The organism is Synergistaceae bacterium, assembly GCA_031272035.1.
GTDB lineage: Bacteria > Synergistota > Synergistia > Synergistales > Aminobacteriaceae > JAISSA01.
This window is the reverse complement of record JAISUO010000036.1, coordinates 1-15,854: the sequence shown is the minus strand read 5'-3', so window position 1 is coordinate 15,854 and position 15,854 is coordinate 1. Positions and strand designations below refer to the sequence as shown.

Annotated in this window: 15 protein-coding genes; 4 read left to right on the top strand and 11 right to left on the bottom strand. The window is 54.6% G+C overall.

The features are described 5' to 3' along the window. The first annotated feature begins 119 nt into the window (after window positions 1–119). The 4 genes from LBR61_04495 to LBR61_04480 all read left to right on the top strand — a co-directional run bounded on the left by LBR61_04495 (window position 120) and on the right by LBR61_04480 (window position 4,471). Window positions 120–1,067 carry a tripartite tricarboxylate transporter substrate binding protein gene (locus LBR61_04495; protein ID MDR1731333.1) on the top strand — a complete coding sequence of 316 codons (948 nt, stop codon included), beginning with the start codon at window positions 120–122 and terminating at the stop codon, window positions 1,065–1,067. Between the two features lie 142 nt (window positions 1,068–1,209). Next, window positions 1,210–1,683 (top strand): tripartite tricarboxylate transporter TctB family protein, encoded by a 474-nt coding sequence (locus tag LBR61_04490; GenBank protein MDR1731332.1) that lies wholly within the window; start codon window positions 1,210–1,212, stop codon window positions 1,681–1,683. Window positions 1,684–1,802: 119 nt separating this feature from the next. Further along, window positions 1,803–3,302, top strand: a complete 1,500-nt coding sequence (locus LBR61_04485; GenBank protein ID MDR1731331.1) for a tripartite tricarboxylate transporter permease — start codon at window positions 1,803–1,805, stop codon at window positions 3,300–3,302. A gap of 80 nt (window positions 3,303–3,382) precedes the next feature. Next, entirely contained in the window at window positions 3,383–4,471 is a 1,089-nt protein-coding gene (locus tag LBR61_04480) for an AbrB family transcriptional regulator (GenBank protein MDR1731330.1), read from the top strand. Between the two features lie 98 nt (window positions 4,472–4,569). Here the strand turns inward: LBR61_04480 and LBR61_04475 are convergent, their stop codons facing one another. The 11 genes from LBR61_04475 to LBR61_04425 form a co-directional block, all read right to left on the bottom strand. Then, window positions 4,570–4,890, bottom strand: a complete 321-nt coding sequence (locus LBR61_04475) for a hypothetical protein (GenBank protein ID MDR1731329.1) — start codon at window positions 4,888–4,890, stop codon at window positions 4,570–4,572. Then, window positions 4,877–5,173 carry a type II toxin-antitoxin system RelB/DinJ family antitoxin gene (locus LBR61_04470; protein ID MDR1731328.1) on the bottom strand — a complete coding sequence of 99 codons (297 nt, stop codon included), beginning with the start codon at window positions 5,171–5,173 and terminating at the stop codon, window positions 4,877–4,879. The genes LBR61_04475 and LBR61_04470 overlap by 14 nt, the downstream gene beginning before the upstream one ends. Window positions 5,174–5,246: 73 nt before the next feature. Beyond that, complete coding sequence (locus tag LBR61_04465) at window positions 5,247–6,530, bottom strand: TRAP transporter large permease (protein ID MDR1731327.1); 1,284 nt, start codon at window positions 6,528–6,530, stop codon at window positions 5,247–5,249. Further along, the gene (locus LBR61_04460; GenBank protein ID MDR1731326.1) at window positions 6,527–7,039 is read right to left on the bottom strand and encodes a TRAP transporter small permease; all 513 of its coding nucleotides are present in this window, start codon (window positions 7,037–7,039) and stop codon (window positions 6,527–6,529) included. Before LBR61_04460 ends, LBR61_04465 begins: the two co-directional genes overlap by 4 nt. Window positions 7,040–7,100: 61 nt before the next feature. Beyond that, a complete protein-coding gene (locus tag LBR61_04455; GenBank protein MDR1731325.1) occupies window positions 7,101–8,123 on the bottom strand; it encodes a TRAP transporter substrate-binding protein in 1,023 nt (340 codons plus the stop codon). Window positions 8,124–8,173: 50 nt separating this feature from the next. Further along, a complete protein-coding gene (locus LBR61_04450; protein ID MDR1731324.1) occupies window positions 8,174–9,253 on the bottom strand; it encodes an Ldh family oxidoreductase in 1,080 nt (359 codons plus the stop codon). A 51-nt stretch (window positions 9,254–9,304) separates the two neighbouring features. Continuing rightward, window positions 9,305–10,588 (bottom strand): TRAP transporter large permease, encoded by a 1,284-nt coding sequence (locus LBR61_04445; GenBank protein MDR1731323.1) that lies wholly within the window; start codon window positions 10,586–10,588, stop codon window positions 9,305–9,307. Between the two features lie 4 nt (window positions 10,589–10,592). Then, on the bottom strand, window positions 10,593–11,114 hold the full coding sequence (locus LBR61_04440; GenBank protein ID MDR1731322.1) for a TRAP transporter small permease: 522 nt from the start codon (window positions 11,112–11,114) through the stop codon (window positions 10,593–10,595). 72 nt (window positions 11,115–11,186) lie between these two features. Beyond that, on the bottom strand, window positions 11,187–12,209 hold the full coding sequence (locus LBR61_04435) for a TRAP transporter substrate-binding protein (GenBank protein MDR1731321.1): 1,023 nt from the start codon (window positions 12,207–12,209) through the stop codon (window positions 11,187–11,189). A 195-nt stretch (window positions 12,210–12,404) separates the two neighbouring features. Continuing rightward, the gene (locus tag LBR61_04430) at window positions 12,405–13,430 is read right to left on the bottom strand and encodes a TRAP transporter substrate-binding protein (protein ID MDR1731320.1); all 1,026 of its coding nucleotides are present in this window, start codon (window positions 13,428–13,430) and stop codon (window positions 12,405–12,407) included. Window positions 13,431–13,689: 259 nt separating this feature from the next. After that, window positions 13,690–15,837 carry an aminotransferase class I/II-fold pyridoxal phosphate-dependent enzyme gene (locus LBR61_04425; protein ID MDR1731319.1) on the bottom strand — a complete coding sequence of 716 codons (2,148 nt, stop codon included), beginning with the start codon at window positions 15,835–15,837 and terminating at the stop codon, window positions 13,690–13,692. Window positions 15,838–15,854 lie beyond the last annotated feature (17 nt).

Below are 15,854 nucleotides of genomic sequence, written 5' to 3'. Positions count from 1 at the left end.
TCAGTAAAATTGAACGAATTTTTTGCTTTGAACTTTAATCCTGACCTTTAATCCGCGCATTCTCGTATTCTTTCTCGCATTCTATTGAAGAACTCAGAAAATTTAAGGAGGGTAACAGTATGTGCAGAAATAGGAAGTTCATCGCGTTGTTTCTGGTCGCCGCCTCGTTGATAGTCTGTGTCGCGCCTTTTCAGGCCGAAGCGGCCTGGCCGGAGAAGCGTATCGAAATGATCTGGCATTCGGCGGGCTCGGGCGGGGATATTTTCCTTCGTTCTCTGGCCAAAGCGATGGAGGGCAAAGTTCCTGTTCCCGTTATCGTCAACAACATCACCGGCGCCTCGGGCGCCAATTCCTGGAACCACGTGGCGCGTTCCAAGCCCGACGGATATACCATTCAGGGCGTGTCTTCCACGTTTATCGCGAGCCCCATCGTCAATAACATGAAAGTCAGCTTCAGGGACTTCGATGCAGTGGCGCGGATGTTCGTCGATGCGGTGGCGATCTACGTTTCGGCCGAATCTCCCTACAAGACGCTGGGAGACTTCATTGAGGACGCGAAGAAGCGCCCAGGTGAGCTGTCCATCACGGGCGGCACAGCTGGCAACATTGAGTTCATCGCCACCCGTCAGCTGATGAAGGAGGCGGGCGTCAACGTCTCCGTCGTACCTTTTGAAGGCGGCGGCGACGGAGTTATTGCCGTGCTTGGCGGTCATGTGACGGCCGGAGTTGGCGAATTCGCGGAAATGTCCTCGTCGGTGGATGGAGGCAAGATCAGAATTCTCGCCACCTTCAACAAAATTCCCGGTTTCGACTATCAAACCGTCGCCGAGGCGGGATTCCCTCAGGTCACCATCGAAAAATTCCGCGGTCTCATCGTTCCCAAAGGTACGCCGAAGGAAGTGATCGCCACGCTGGCCGGGTACTTCAGGGCGGCCATGGACGAGCCCGGTTTCAAAACCTATTACGAGTCCAACCATTTGGTCCCGGCTTTTCTGGAGGGAGAAGCATTCTACAAAGTCATGGAAGCTCAGGACAAAGCCATTCGTGAGTCCCTGGGGAAAAAATAGCCCTCTCCATCTCTCACACCGGAATCTCAGCAGGAGGGATTCCGCCCTTTGATTCATTCGATTGATCGGCCTCCCTGCGCCGTTACATCTCAGGGAAATTTTGCCAGGGAGGCCTGTTTTCGCTGACAGGAGGGGAACACATTTGTTTAAACGAAACGACTGGATTTTCGGTCTGATTTCCATCGCTCTGGCCTGCGCTGTTTTGTATTTCAGTCAGGAGCTCAAAAGCATCCAGTCCATGGATCCCGCGGGGCCGAGCGCGATGCCGACGATCATCGCCTGGGCCATGCTGGCCATTGGCGTTTTGCACGTGGCGGGAGCCCTCAATATCATCAAAAAGACTCCCGCCCCGGCCAACAGGGAAAAAGAGGGCGGCCTTTTCAAAGTTGCCGTCGTCTGTGCGATCTGCGCGGCTTACTGGTGGTGGCTCGACGAAGTGGGGTATCTTATCATGACGCCTCTTTTGATCTTCGGCGTTATGACCACCGTGGGCGTACGCAATTTGAAGAAGCTGCTCGCCATGTCGTTAGGGACTACAACCGTCCTTTTCTGTATTTTTTACTATGCCCTCCAGGTTCGTATGCCTTTGGGGGTTCTGGGCAAATTTTTCGAGTGAGGAAAAGATCCGGCGAGCAAAAAGTCGGCTATTAAAAAATTAAAAATTCAAAACACAGCTTGACAAAGCGTCCATTTATAAAGCATCCATTTATAAAGCATTCATGGGGGGGAATGTAAATGGAAAATTTTCTAATCGGCATCAATGCCCTTTGTTCCTTTGACGCGCTCCTGGCGATAGGCGCGGGAGTAATCTGGGGAACGGTCGGAGGCATGATCCCGGGCATCAACGGGACGATTGCGATGGCGCTGCTTCTGCCCTTCACCTGGGGAATGGAGCCTCACGTGGCGGTGATGATGCTGGGGGGCGTCTACTGCGGCGCCGAATATGGGGGGTCGATTCCCGCCATTTTGATCGGCACGCCGGGAACCAATGCCGCGGCGGCCACCGTTTTCGACGGCTACGAGATGCACAAGAAGGGCGAGACAGGCCTTGCCCTCTATTTATCTCTGTATTCATCCGTATTTGGGGGACTGTTTGGCGCCATAGCGCTGATTTTTCTCGCCATTCCCCTGGCGAAAATAGCCCTCGCCTTTGGTCCGGCGGAGTATTTTCTGCTGGCCCTGACGGGGCTTTCCCTGATCTGTTCATTGGGAGAAGACAACATCTTCAAGGGAATATGGGCGGGACTCTTCGGCATTCTGCTCTCCACCGTGGGGTTCGATCCTTTCGCGGGAAGTCCGCGTTTTACTTTTGGTCTGGACGACATCTCGGACGGGTTCGAGATGGTCGCGCTGATGATGGGGCTCTTCGCTATTTCGGAGGTTTTTCGGCAAATACAGAGCTTCGACATTCACGATCCCCAAATCCAGGCCCAAAAGAGCGACACTTCCATGCCAAAGTGGAGCGCGCTGCACAAATTTTACAAGGTTAATATCATTTCTTCCATTATGGGAGTCATCATCGGCGCCATGCCCGGCGCCGGAGCTACCGTCGCCTCGTTCCTCTCCTACAGCTGGTTTAAAAAATCCTCGAAGGATCCCGACTCGTTCGGCAAAGGCAATCCCACAGGCGTAGCGGCGCCGGAAGCCGCCAACAACGCGGTGACCGGCGGAGCCATGGTACCGCTGCTGGCTTTGGGGATTCCGGGCTCCAACTCCACAGCGATCATGCTGGGGGCGTTGATGATCCATAACGTCAAGCCCGGACCTATGCTCTTCATCGACCATCCGGAGATTCCCTACGGCATCTTTTCCTCCATGTTCGTCGCCAACATTTTTATGTTTTTTGTGGGAGTGGCCTGCATCAAATTCGCGATCAGGCTCACGAGCATATCCAAACCGGCCCTCTTCGCGGGGATCCTCACCCTGGTTTTCACCGGCGCTTATGCCTTTAACTCCGAGGCCGTCGACGTGCTGGTGGCGTTTCTCTGCGGCATCCTCGGCTTTGCCATGCGCAGGGCGAAACTGCCCCACGCGGCTACGGTGCTGGGGTTCGTGCTGGGATTCATTATGGAAGCCAACCTGAGGCGCGCGCTGATTCTGACCAAAGGGAACTACTGGAACGTCTTCACGAATTCCTCGATCACTCTGGCGCTTACTCTGATTGTCCTGATTTCAATCTTTTTGCCTTTGCTCAAGCCTCTGAGAAAAAAATTCGTCGTTTCAAAAACGTACTGATACCAATTTGAAGTCAAAGGCCGCATATCAGGCCGGGGAACCTGTCCCGACAGCGGAAATTGATTCCAGGAGGTTCTGCGGTGGAAGCGTTTTTCTCTTTTTGTCTTGTCTTCGGGGTCGGCTCTCTGGGATATTTCGCGTTCCGTTTGCTGCACATTCCCAATCCGGCCCTGCTTGGTGCTATGGCGGCCACCGGCGCGCTGAATATCGCGGGCTGCTATCCTGTTTTCGATACGGGTTTTGTCTCTTTTGTCGCCAACGTGACAATCGGCATTATGCTGGGGCGGCAAATCGACCGAAATCTGCTGAGGCGTCTCAGGATTCTCGCCCGCCCCGTTCTGCTGCAGGTCGTCGGAATGCTGACGCTTTCTCTTGCGTGCGGCGTCGCCATGCATTTGATGTACAGCAACGCCTCCGTTCCCACGGCTTTGATCAGCGGAGCCGCCGGCGGAATAACGGAAATGGCCGTCTTCGCCATGTCAATCGACGCCGATGCCGCCGTCGTCGTTTTTATTCAGTTGTTCCGGGTGGTTATTTTTCTCTTTTTGATTCCCTGTCTGTCCATCGTCGCCGAAAAAATCGAAAAGACGTCCCCCAAAATCTTTGCAAAAAAAGGCAAAAGAGCGGAAGAATACAGAAAAGCAGAGGCACGTTCCTCCTCATGCGGCAAAAAATTCGGCAAAAAGGATTATGCTCTTCTTACGGTTCTGGCTTTTGCCGGAGCGATCATCGGCATACGCCTTGAAATTCCCACCGGAGCCATGCTGGGAGCCATGTTCGGCTGCGGTCTTTTTTCCGTCTTCATCAACAAAAATTATTTTTTCGATGATCGACTGCGCAATATCGCGCAAATCGGCCTCGGACTCGTGATGGGGCAGCGGATGAAACCCCAGATTGTAAGCCAGTTGAGCGCGCTGTTTTTCCCCGCCATGGTCGTGACTGTCGTAATGCTGACGGGGTGCGTGTTGCTGGCCTTTTTTCTCTACAGGACGACCCCCTGGGATCTCACGACCTGTCTTTTATGTTCCGCGCCGGCGGGGATGAGTCAAATCGTCACGTTTGCCGACGAAATCGGCGTGGATCCCTTTACGGCAGCGGCGTTTCACACGGTCCGCAACGTCGGCATAGTCAGTCTGTATCCGTGGCTGGTCATGCCTTTCACATCCTGACCGACGGAATCTCCGAAATAAGCCTGAGGATTTATAAGACGTGCTGAAACGCGGGGCAAAGATACATTACGCGCTTTCACCGTAACTTTTCGGCATTCTCAAAACAGATTGTCATTTTTCTGCCGGCAATCAATGATCACGTCAATATATGCGGTTTCATTTTCAAAAATGTAGATTGCTTTATAGCGGTTGTGGAACAGGCATTTTCTGTATGTCTCTTTTGGGATTCCGGGAATATCCGTTTCGTCGGCATACGGAAACATGAGCGGGTTGTCGCCGATTCGCGCCGAGGCTGTTCGGAAGTCGGCGAGAAGATTTCGGGCGGCTTTGGAATCGACTCTGGCCATAAATTCGATATGCCGCGCCAGTGTCAGGTCCGCCCGACTCGAAAGTATAACGGCGTATTTACCGCGCCTCATTTTCAATTTTCCTGATAATCCGCTCCATATCAGAGGCGGCTTCTTCGGCAGATCGTCCGACATATCCCGACTGCCTCTCCATACGCGCGAAGGCTAGTTCGTCGAGAAGGCCGTTTCGGGGGTTGAGAGACAAAGAAAGAGGTACGGCATTTTCGCGGATAATTTGGTAAAAAAGCATATTGACGACTGTCGTCACGTTGAGCCCCAACTGCGAAAGAATAAGCTCTAACTGGTCTTTTACTCCAGATTCAACGCGGATACTTATGGTTGTGTCTTTCGGCACCCCGGATCCCCCCTTTCAATGTATATACATTGAAGCACAATGCAGAGCGGAAATCAAGAAAATCCTGACTTCATCAATAGAACAGCTTCAGGGGGAACGTCACCAGCTGAGGTACGAAGATGAAGAGAAGCAGCATGATGATCTCCGCGATGAGAAAGGGCATGACGCCCTTCACCACTTCCGGCAGGCGGATGTTGCTGATGCCGCACCCCAGATAGAGCACAGTGCCCACAGGCGGCGTGATCAGCCCGATGGTCAGGTTGAGCACCATGATGACGCCGAAATACGTGGGGTCGATTCCCGCGGCGATGATCACAGGGAACAGAATGGGGCCGAAGATCAGGAGGTTCGGCGTCAAATCCATCACCATGCCCATCACCAGCAGGAACACGTTAATGGTTAGCATCAATATCAGGGGGCGCTTCACGAGAGGCGACAGCAGCACGACGAACTTCGCCGGAATCTGCGCCATCGTCACCAGCCACCCGGCGGCCATGGCCGCCGCCACCACGAACATCACGACGCCCGTGCTCTTGGTCGCGTCGACGCAGACCTCCACCAGTCCGCGAAAATCCAGCTCCTTATACAGCAGCAGAGCAATGAGAAGCGCGTAGACCACCGCGAAAGCCCCGGCCTCCGTGGGGGTGAAGATGCCGCCCCGAATGCCTCCCACGATGATGACCGGCATGATGAGCGCGGGAATGGAATCCTTCAAAATGCGCCGGGCTTCTTCCTTCGTATAGGTTCGGGTGTCATTGTAACCGTCCTTTTTCACGTAGATTTTCCACGTGGCCATCAGGGCGATGCCCAAAAGGATGCCTGGAAAAATTCCGGCCATGAACATCTTTCCCACCGACTGGGTGACGGCCGCGCCCAGCACGATCATGGGGATGCTGGGCGGAATGATGGGCGCGATGACGGAACCGGCGCAGACGAGCCCCGTGGATCGGTCGGTGTTGTAGCCGTTTTGCCGCATGAGCGGGATCAGAATGCCGCCCAGAGCCGCCGCGTCAGCCACCGCGCTTCCCGAAAGCCCGGCGAAGATCATGCTGGCCAGCACCGCAGCATACCCCAGCCCGCCTCTGATGCGGCCTATGGTCAAATTCGCGAAGTCCACGATCCGCCTTGACAACCCGCCCTTGGACATCACCTCGCCCGCCAGCATAAAGAACGGAATCGCCATGAGCGAAAAGTTGTTCGTGCCCGCGATCATGCTCTGCGCCAACAGGTTCAAATTCCCGCTGCTGCCCAGATAAATCATCAGCACGTAGGCGCAGACGAACAGCGCGAATCCTATTGGGATACCTAGCGGAAGCGTCACCGCCAGCGTCCCCAGGAAAATGTATACCGGCGTCATGGCGCGGTCTCCCTGTTTTCGGCGGTTTTACCGGACCTGTACCCTGCAATGTGGCCCAACCCCACAAACGTCGTCCGGACGAGCATCGCCGCGGCGAGAACCAGTGAGGTAACGGTGATGACCCCCATGGGAATGCCGGAGGCCGGGCTCTTCAGCAGAGCGGTCGCCAGGAAATAACGCCAGGACCCCACCAGCAGAAGGCCGAGAATCGTCAGCACCACCGCGTCGCCAATCAACAGCACAATCAGCCGCGGGAGACCATGAAGCGCGTTGATCAGCACATCGACTCCCACGTGCTTGTTTTCATTGTAAGCCAGAATCGAGCCCAGGACGGAAACCCAAACGAAGGCGAACCGGGAAAGCTCTTCCGAAATGGGCCAGCCCGTGTTGAACAGATAGCGGGCGCTGGCGTTGAGAAAAATCATCAGCACCATGCTCAGCATCACCACAAACACGAGAACGTTGAAACACTTAGTGAAAAGGGAACGCTGTTTTTTTTCTTCGCTCAATTTCGTTCCTCCTTACTGCCGCCATCTCCGTTGGACGGCGGCAGTCGTCGTCACAGCTTTTTCAGTTTGAAGCCTGGTACTTGCGGATCATTGACACGACTTCTTCCGCGCCCTCTTTGCGGGAGAAGAAGTATTTGTAAACCGGCTCCTGAGAATCCTGCAGGGCTTTCCTGTAAGCCGCGTCCGGCTCCTGAATCTCGACGCCCTTCGCCTTCAGCCCGGCAAAGGCCTCATCGTCGGCCGCTTTGGAGATTTGCCAGTTGTAGGCCGCCGCTTCCTGGATGCTGCTGTCGAACGCCTTTTTCTGCGCGTCGCTCATGGCGTCGTAAAATGGCTTGTTGATGATCCAGAAGTTGGGGCTGAACATGTGGTTCGAGCGAAGCACGTACTTCTGCACTTCCCAGAAAGAGGAGGTGTAGATGGTCGGGGCCGGGTTTTCCTGACCGTCCACCACTTTCCCTTCGAGGGCCGTGAAGAGTTCGGACAAAGCCATGGGCACGGCGACCCCGCCCAACTGTTCCACCATCTGGATAAAGTGCGGAACGTTCGGAACGCGGATACGCTGGCCCTTGAACAAATCGATGCTGGCCATGGACTTGTTGGACGAGAACTGACGGAACCCGTTCACCGTGATGGCGGCGCAGTACATGTTCGCCTTCTCGGGAAGCAGGGCGGTGATAAATTTTCCAATTTCGCCGCGGAAAACACCCTCCGCGTCCTTCCATCCGTTGAAGAGGAACGGGGCTTCCGCGATGGCGATCTTCGGAACGAATTTTTCAATCATCGTACCCGAGGAACCCATCTCAATGATGCCCTGAGACACGCCATCGATAAAGACGTCTTCCGAACCGAGCTGGCTGTTGGAGTAAATCTCCACCGTGATGCTCCCGCCGGAGCGCTCCTCCACCAGTTCCTTGAACCTTTGAATGGCCAAATGCTGAGGATGTGTGTCCGCGTACCAGTGCGCGAACTTGATCGTAATCTTTTTCTCAGCCGCATCGCAGGCCGCCGCGCCGAAGACCATCGCGCACACAGCCAGAACCAGACAAATCCCAATGCCCTTCAAAAACCTTTTCGCCAACATTCCTTTTCCTCCTTCTGTATTTCCGTATTTCAAATCTTCTCTGAAACGGGCTAAAACGGACAGGGGATACCCTGAATGGAAGCGATCTCCCGTATCTCCTCCGTCGTTTTTTCGTTGGCCGGAATCTCCTCGCGGAATGGCCCCGCCTGCGCGTCTCTTTCCGGTTCTCCGTGGGTGTAGATTCGGGACTCGCCGTCCGCTTTCTCGGCGTCCCGCAGCTCCTGGAGCAGGGTGGACATATTTTTTCTGATAACTGCCTTGTCTCCAAAAATTCCATAGTCGAGGGCCATAAACCAGTGACAGATTCCGTTGTGATTTTTAACCTCGTTGACGTGAGGGGACGTGAGGCCGTTGGACAGGACGGCGGTGAAAATGTCCACCATCAGGGCGAATCCGTACCCCTTATGTCCGCCCGTCAGAGGGGAGGATCCGCCCAGGGGCGCGATGCCCCCGCCCAGGCGATTGGTGATGTTGCGCAGGACTTCCGCGGCGTTGGCGCAGGGCCGTCCCTGCGCGTCCACCGTCCACAGGTCGGGAATGGGCTTTTCGTTTTTGTTGTAGACCTCCAGCTTGCCCCGCGTCACGACGGTTGTGGCGGCGTCGAAGGAGAAAGGCAGCGGGTCGGCTGGCATTGCGAGGGCTATGGGGTTCGTGCCCAGCATGGCCCGTTTGCTGCCGGTGGGAACGCAAATCGCTTCCGTGTTCGTCATGGAGACGCCGATAAGGTCCCGTTCCACGGCCATGTTGCTGTAGTACCCCGCGATGCCGTAATGGTTGGAATTCCTGACGGTCACCATCCCGACGCCGTTTTTCTCAGCCTTCTCAATGGCGAGCCTGGCGGCCTTCTCCGCGACCACCTGCCCCATGGCTTTGTGAGCGTCCCACACCGCCGAAATGCCCGTCTCGAACAGAGTTTCCGGTTTGGCGTGAACGTCCACGCACCCGATGCCGATCTCCCTGTGGTAGCGCATCATGCGCTGAATGCCGTGGGACTCAATGCCGTATTGATCCGCACGGAGCAGCACGTCCGCGATAACGGCGCTCTCCTCGCGGCTAAACCCGTAACTCTCGTAAACCGCGACGCAAAACGACCGCATTTTTTCCACGTTCAGCATGACATAATTGGACATAAACTTTTTCCCATCTCCTTTGTGTTTCTCCGTTCCTTTTATCTTATCAATTTATCCCATCAATAAATTCGGCAACAGCATGGTGATGGCAGGGACATAGGTGACAATCAGCAGCGCCGCGAACAGAACCAGAAGAAACGGCACGATGCTTTTGGAAAGCTCCTCGAATTTAATATCCACGATGCCGCAGGCCACAAAGAGATTGATGCCCACCGGAGGCGTGATGAAGCCGATCGCCAGGTTGATGACGATGATCAGCCCGAAATGAATTTCGTTCACTCCATATTGAGCGACGATGGGGTAAAGAATGGGCGAAAGGATCAGAATGGCCGCGGTTGTGTCCATCAGGCAGCCCACCACCAGCAGGAACAGGTTGATGATCATCAGCAGGACGATTCTGTTGTTGGTGACCTGGTTCATGAACACCGTGAGCGCCTGGGGAATGCCCTCCAGGGTCATGATCTTCGCCAAAGCCGCCCCCGTGGCGACGATGATCAAAATTGTGGCGGTGGTGAGACAGGTATTCGCGAAATCCTCCGCGATTCTTTTCCAGGAGAGCTCCTTATACACGAAAAGCCCAACGACGAGTCCGTAAACGACCGCAACCACAGCGGCTTCCGTGGGCGTGAAAATTCCTCCGTAAATTCCGCCAAGAATGATTACGGGAACCATCAGAGCCCAAAAAGCGTTTTTGAACTCCCGCCACACCCGATGAAAGGAAAATTGCTGACCGTTTCCTACGTAGCCCAGCTTCCGGCTGTAATACACCGACAGAAGAATCAGAGCCAGCCCGCAGAGTATCCCCGGGAAAAAACCGCCCATGAACAGCCGGCTGATGGAGGAGGAGGTGGCGATGCCGTACATCACCATGGGAATACTGGGGGGAATGATGACGCCCAGACATCCGGAGGCCGCCACCAGAGCCATGGAAAACTTTTTGGAATAGCCTTTCTCGATCATCGCCGGCGCCATGATCGTACCGATGGCCGAAACGGTGGCCGGTCCGGAACCGGAAATCGCGCCGAAAAAGAGGCAGGTGACGACCGTGACCACGGCCAGACCTCCCGTTTTGTGCCCCACAAAAGAATCGGCGAAGCCGATCAGGCGTTTGGACAGCCCGCCGCCTTCCATAAGAGAGCCCGCCAGCACGAAAAAGGGAATCGCCATCAGAGGGAAGGAGTCGCAGGCGGCAAAGATGCTGGTGACAAGGTAGCCGATGGGCATTCCACCCACGAACAGAATATAGGCCAGAAGGGACAGGCCGATCGCGATGCCGATGGGGACGGTCAGAAATAAAAACAGCGCAAAGGAACCGAAAATTATCGCGGAAGTCATCCCATCACCCCTGTTTCGCTTCGGTAAGAGCGGCGTTCGCTCCTCCGTTTTCTTTTTTGTGCTGACGAATCAGCCTGACGATGCTCTGTAAAAGCCGGAAGGACATCAGGGTAAACCCGACGAAAATTGCGGCGTAGGGGAGACTCATGGGCATCCTCATGGCCGGGGATTTTTGTTTCATGACGAACATCAGGCGATGCAGCATCAAAAACCCCTGATAGGAGAACACCACCGTGAAAATAAAACACAGGAAATTCGATATGACCCCCAGGATAAAACGTCCTTTTTCTTTGAAAAGGAGCATTACCGCGTCGATTTTGATGTGCCGGTCCTGCTTTACCGCGTAACTGCAGGAAATGTAGATCAGCCAGATGTAGGCGTATCGCGCCAGTTCCTCCGTCCAGGAGAGCGGAAGGCCCGTCATTCGAAAAACCACCTGACAGGCAATCGCGAAGACCATCACCGCCAGGATGAAGATGCAAAAATATTTTTCGAGATTGTCATCCAAAAATTTTAGAAATTTCATTACTCCCGCCTCCTGAAAAAGGGCCGGCCGACAAAAATCGGCGGCCCCACGTTTTTCCCAGATTCACCGCTTTTATTTTTTGTTGAGGCGGGCGATTTCCGCCTGATATTTCTCCAAATTGCCGGCGAGATGGGGGTACTCTTTTTTAAACCAGTCGTAAACCGGCGTCACCAGCGTGCCAAAAGCGGCTCTTTCCTCCGGAGTGAGAAAAATATACTGAATTTTTCCGCCCGCCGTCTTTTGGTCCGCGGCCTCATTTTCGGCAGCCAGCTTCCGGGCATAGGCTGTGGCTTCCGCCATGCACTCCTCGTACAGCTTTTTGATGTCCGCGGGGAGCCCCTGATAGAAATCCTCGCTCACCTGGTAAATGTCATAGTCAAAAGTGTGATTCAGATCACACATGTACTTTTGGACCTCGTAGAACTTGTTGGTGACGAAAATGGCCACAGGGTTGTCCTGACCGTCGATGGTCCCCTGCTGCAGAGCGGTGAACAGCTCCGCGAAGGAGATGGGCGTGGGCTGCGCTCCCAGGCTTTCGAAAGTGCGGATGTAAAGCGGATTTTCCATGACGCGGATTTTCAGTCCCTTGAGGTCGGCGGGGGTTCTGATCGTCCTTTTGTTGTTGCTCAGCTGACGGAATCCGTTTTCATGCCAGCCGATGATCCGCACGCGTATTTCTTTGGCGATTTCCTCCGTGAGGGCTTTGCCGTACTCTCCATCAATGAACTGGAAAGCGATTTCCCGACTGGGGAAAAGGAAAGGCAGGGAAAGAGGCATGGCCTTGTCCGTAAAACCGGCTATCGCCGCGATGGAGTTATCGCACATCTGCACCATATTGACCTGAAGCGCCTCGATCAAATCCCGGGGGCCGCCGATCTGGTTGTTGGGATAGATGTCAACCTGCACTCTGCCGCCGGAACGTTCTTCGATGATTTGTTTGAAGTAGACCATGCCTTTGGTGATATAATGCGTCTCCGGCACTGTTCCGCCATATTTGATCATGATCTTTTCGGCCGCCGCGGCAACAGAGGGCGCGCACACGAGAATTACGACGAAAACCAAAATACACGCCATACGAACGACAGATCTCTTCACTCTTCAACATCTCCCTTTTGAATTTGCGTTTCGTTCACAAATTGGTCATGTTTCTCCTGACGTTCCAGAAAAGCGCAAGTCCGTGTATTTTCTGCAGTGCATGGATTTGGTTCGGCGACTGCCCTGAAATACGGTCTGTGAAGCGAGGGCCGACCCGTTTAACGACGGCCCTCGTCTCCTGCCTGTTCGCTGTTCTTATTTTCCGTTGAGGCGGGCTATTTCGGCCTGATACTTCACCACGTTCTCCGCAAGGTGGGGATATTCTTTTTTGAACCAGTCGTAAACCGGCGTCACCAGCGCGCCAAAAGCGGCTCTTTCCTCCGGAGTGAGGAAGGTATACTCTATTTTTTCTCCAGCCGTCTTCTGGTCCGCGGCTTCATTTTCCGCCGCCAGTTTCCGTGAATACGCGGTGGCTTCCGTCATGCACTCCTCATACAGCTTTTTGATGTCCGCCGGGAGCCCCTGATAGAAATCCTCGCTCACCTGATAGATAAGGAAATCGAAGGTGTGGTTCAGGTTGGACATGTATTTTTGCACTTCAAAGTATTTGTTGGCGACAAAAATGGCCACGGGGTTGTCCTGACCGTCGATGGTCCCCTGCTGAAGAGCGGTGAACAGCTCAGCGAAGGAAATGGGCGTGGGCTGGGTTCCCAGGCTCTCGAAGGTACGAATGTAAAGAGGACTTTCCATAACGCGAATTTTCAGTCCCTTGAGGTCGGCGGGAGTTTTAATTGTCCGTTTGTTGTTGCTCAACTGACGAAATCCGTTCTCGTGCCAGCCGATGATCCGCACCCGCATTTCTTTGGCGATTTCCTCCGTGAGGGCTTTGCCGTACTCGCCGTCGATGAATTGGAAAGCGACTTCCCGGCTGGGGAAAAGGAAAGGCAGGGAAAGGGGCATGGCCTTGTCCGTGAACCCTGAGATTGCCGCGATGGAATTGTCACACATCTGCACCGTGTTGAACTGCAGGCCTTCGATCAAATCCCGGGGACCGCCGATCTGGTTGCTGGTGTAGACGTCGACCTGCACTTTGCCGCCGGAACGCTCCTCCATGATCTTTTTGAAATAGAACATGGCCTTGGTGCTGTAGTGCGTCTCCGGCAGGGTTCCGCCGTACTTGATCACGATCTTGCCATCGGCAGCCGAAGCAGGGTACGCAAAAATCACAGCCATCACGCAAAACAACAAAACAAACGACACGCGAATTCCAGTTTTCCTCATTTCTCGCACCATCCTTTTTTTGATTTTGCAGCCAACTAATTTTGCACTCATCAAATGATATATCCGCAAAACTTTCTTTTTCGTATTTGCGGATTCGGGACAGTCGGTAAGTTTTTATTCAGGAAATCCGGTCGAAGTCATTATAACATGAAGCAGTCTGTGGCATGGAAAATGTACGGAAAAAGCCCGCGGAAAAGTCATGTTTTCCGCGGGCCGCCCGTCACATCGAAGTCCTCACGCTGAAACTCTTACCTTGAATTCACTTTATCGCTTCGAAGCCCTGCTTCAGGTCATAGAGAATGTCGTCGATATGCTCCGTGCCGATGGAAAGACGTACCGTGTTCGGCTTGATGCCCCCCGCAAGCAATTCGCTCTCGCTCAGCTGGGAGTGCGTGGTGGAAGCGGGATGGATGACCAGAGACTTTACGTCCGCCACGTTGGCGAGAAGGGAAAAGAGGTGGAGCTCCTCGGTGAATCTCTTCGCCTTTTCCGCGTTTCCTTTGAGCTCGAAGGTGAAGATCGTCCCGCCGCCTTTGGGGAAATATTTATTATAGAGTTTATGGTCCCGATGTTCCGGCAGGGACGGATGGTTGACCTTCTCCACCTGGGGATGTTTTGCCAGCCATTCCACCACTTTGAGGGTGTTTTCCACGTGACGCTCCACGCGCAGGGACAGCGTTTCGAGCCCCTGAAGGAACAGGAAGGCGTTGAAGGGGGAAAGAGCGGAGCCCGTGTCCCGAAGCAGCGTCGTCCTCGCTTTGATGATATAGGCCAGGTTTTTCACCGCATCCGTAAAGACGACGCCGTGATAGCTGGGATTGGGCCTGCTCAGGCCGGGGAATTTGTCGTTCTGCGCCCAGTCGAATTTGCCGCCGTCCACGATGACGCCGCCGATGGACGTGCCGTGGCCGCCGATGAACTTCGTCGCGGAATGAACCACGATGTCGACCCCGTACTCAATGGGGCGCAGCAGGTAAGGCGTGGCAAAGGTGCTGTCCACGATGACGGGAATGCCGTGCCGGTGAGCGATGGCCACCACCGCTTCAATGTCCACGATGCTGGCGTTGGGGTTCCCCACCGTCTCGAAGTACAGCGCCTTCGTGTTGGGTTTTATGGCGCGCTCGAAGTTCGTGGGGTCGCTGCCGTCGATGAAGGAGACGTCCACTCCGTTGTCCTTGAAGGTGTTGGCGAAAAGATTGTACGTGCCGCCGTAGAGCTGGTTGTCCGATACGATGTGGTCCCCGTTTCTCGCGATATTCTGAATCGCGTAGGTGACGGCCGCGGCTCCGGAGGCGGTGGCCAGCGCGGCAACTCCCTTCTCCAGCGCCGCAATGCGCTTCTCGAACACATCCCAGGTGGGGTTCATGATCCTCGTGTAGATGTTTCCCGGTTCCACCAAAGCAAAGCGGTCTGCGGCGGACTTCGACGACGGAAAAACGTAAGATGTCGTCTGATAAATAGGCACAGCCCGGGCGTCGGTGGCCGAATCCGGTTTTTCCTGTCCCGCGTGAATCTGAATCGTTTCAAATTTGTAATTTCTCTCTGCCATGATAAATCTCCTTCTCGCTAAATAAAATTCACTTCCATTCCGTTCCTTTGAGCCGAAATTTTGCAGGTGATAAAAGCCCGTTCCGGTTACAGCCTCCTCTCCGTACCGTTTTTTATCGTCTCCGGCGGAACAGGCCATGACGCAAACTCCACAGGGATAGCGCATTTCGTTGCGCAGAAACTGGTGATACTTCGCGCATTTGTATTTTTCCATGTCGGCAATGGGAATGTCGGTCCGGGCCGTGAAGGCCCCGATGGGACAGGCCGCCGCGCATCGCCCGCAGGAGGAGCACAGCTCCTTTTTGATCATGGGAGAAGGGGGCAGATCCGCGTCGGTAATGACCGAAACGAGACGGATTCGCGGACCGAACTTCGGGGAAATCAGGCAATGGTTGGCGCCGATGGTTCCCAGCCCGGCGTACTTTCCGGCCAGCACCTGCGAAAACGCCGCCTCCGGTTTTTCCACCAGAGCGCCAATTTCGCCGTAACCGTCCCGGGGGAAAAAGTGCGCCCTGAAACCGAGGGAATCCAGCAGGACGGCAAGCCGGTAAGCGGCCTCATCCAGAAGGCGGTTGGCGGTGTTGTAAAGCTCAGAATACAGGTTGGAGGGGGTTGTCACGCCCATGGGAAGAAAGATTGGCACACCTCCCACAATCACGTTTTTGCTCCAGGGCCATATATTGGAGGGAAAATAGTTTTCTCTTGGCTCCGATGCCCTCGGGGCGCCGGGAAGGACGGGCGCGGCGGCGGAGCCCTCCTCCCAGCGTTTCACCGGAGCGACGCCGAGAAGGGTCAATCCCAGATTCCGGGCTTCGAGAAAAATTTTCTTTTTGAGTTCCTGTCCGCGGCTCGTCATCATTTACGCTTCTTTCTGTA

Excerpts from the sequence above, each read along its gene's own strand:
- LBR61_04495 (MDR1731333.1), top strand. The coding sequence starts at position 120 with ATGTGCAGAAATAGGAAGTTCATCGCGTTGTTTCTGGTCGCCGCCTCG.
- LBR61_04485 (MDR1731331.1), top strand. The coding sequence starts at position 1,803 with ATGGAAAATTTTCTAATCGGCATCAATGCCCTTTGTTCCTTTGACGCG.
- LBR61_04475 (MDR1731329.1), bottom strand. The coding sequence starts at position 4,890 with ATGAGGCGCGGTAAATACGCCGTTATACTTTCGAGTCGGGCGGACCTG.
- LBR61_04465 (MDR1731327.1), bottom strand. The coding sequence starts at position 6,530 with ATGACGCCGGTATACATTTTCCTGGGGACGCTGGCGGTGACGCTTCCG.
- LBR61_04455 (MDR1731325.1), bottom strand. The coding sequence starts at position 8,123 with ATGTTGGCGAAAAGGTTTTTGAAGGGCATTGGGATTTGTCTGGTTCTG.
- LBR61_04450 (MDR1731324.1), bottom strand. The coding sequence starts at position 9,253 with ATGTCCAATTATGTCATGCTGAACGTGGAAAAAATGCGGTCGTTTTGC.
- LBR61_04445 (MDR1731323.1), bottom strand. The coding sequence starts at position 10,588 with ATGACTTCCGCGATAATTTTCGGTTCCTTTGCGCTGTTTTTATTTCTG.
- LBR61_04440 (MDR1731322.1), bottom strand. The coding sequence starts at position 11,114 with ATGAAATTTCTAAAATTTTTGGATGACAATCTCGAAAAATATTTTTGC.
- LBR61_04430 (MDR1731320.1), bottom strand. The coding sequence starts at position 13,430 with ATGAGGAAAACTGGAATTCGCGTGTCGTTTGTTTTGTTGTTTTGCGTG.
- LBR61_04425 (MDR1731319.1), bottom strand. The coding sequence starts at position 15,837 with ATGATGACGAGCCGCGGACAGGAACTCAAAAAGAAAATTTTTCTCGAA.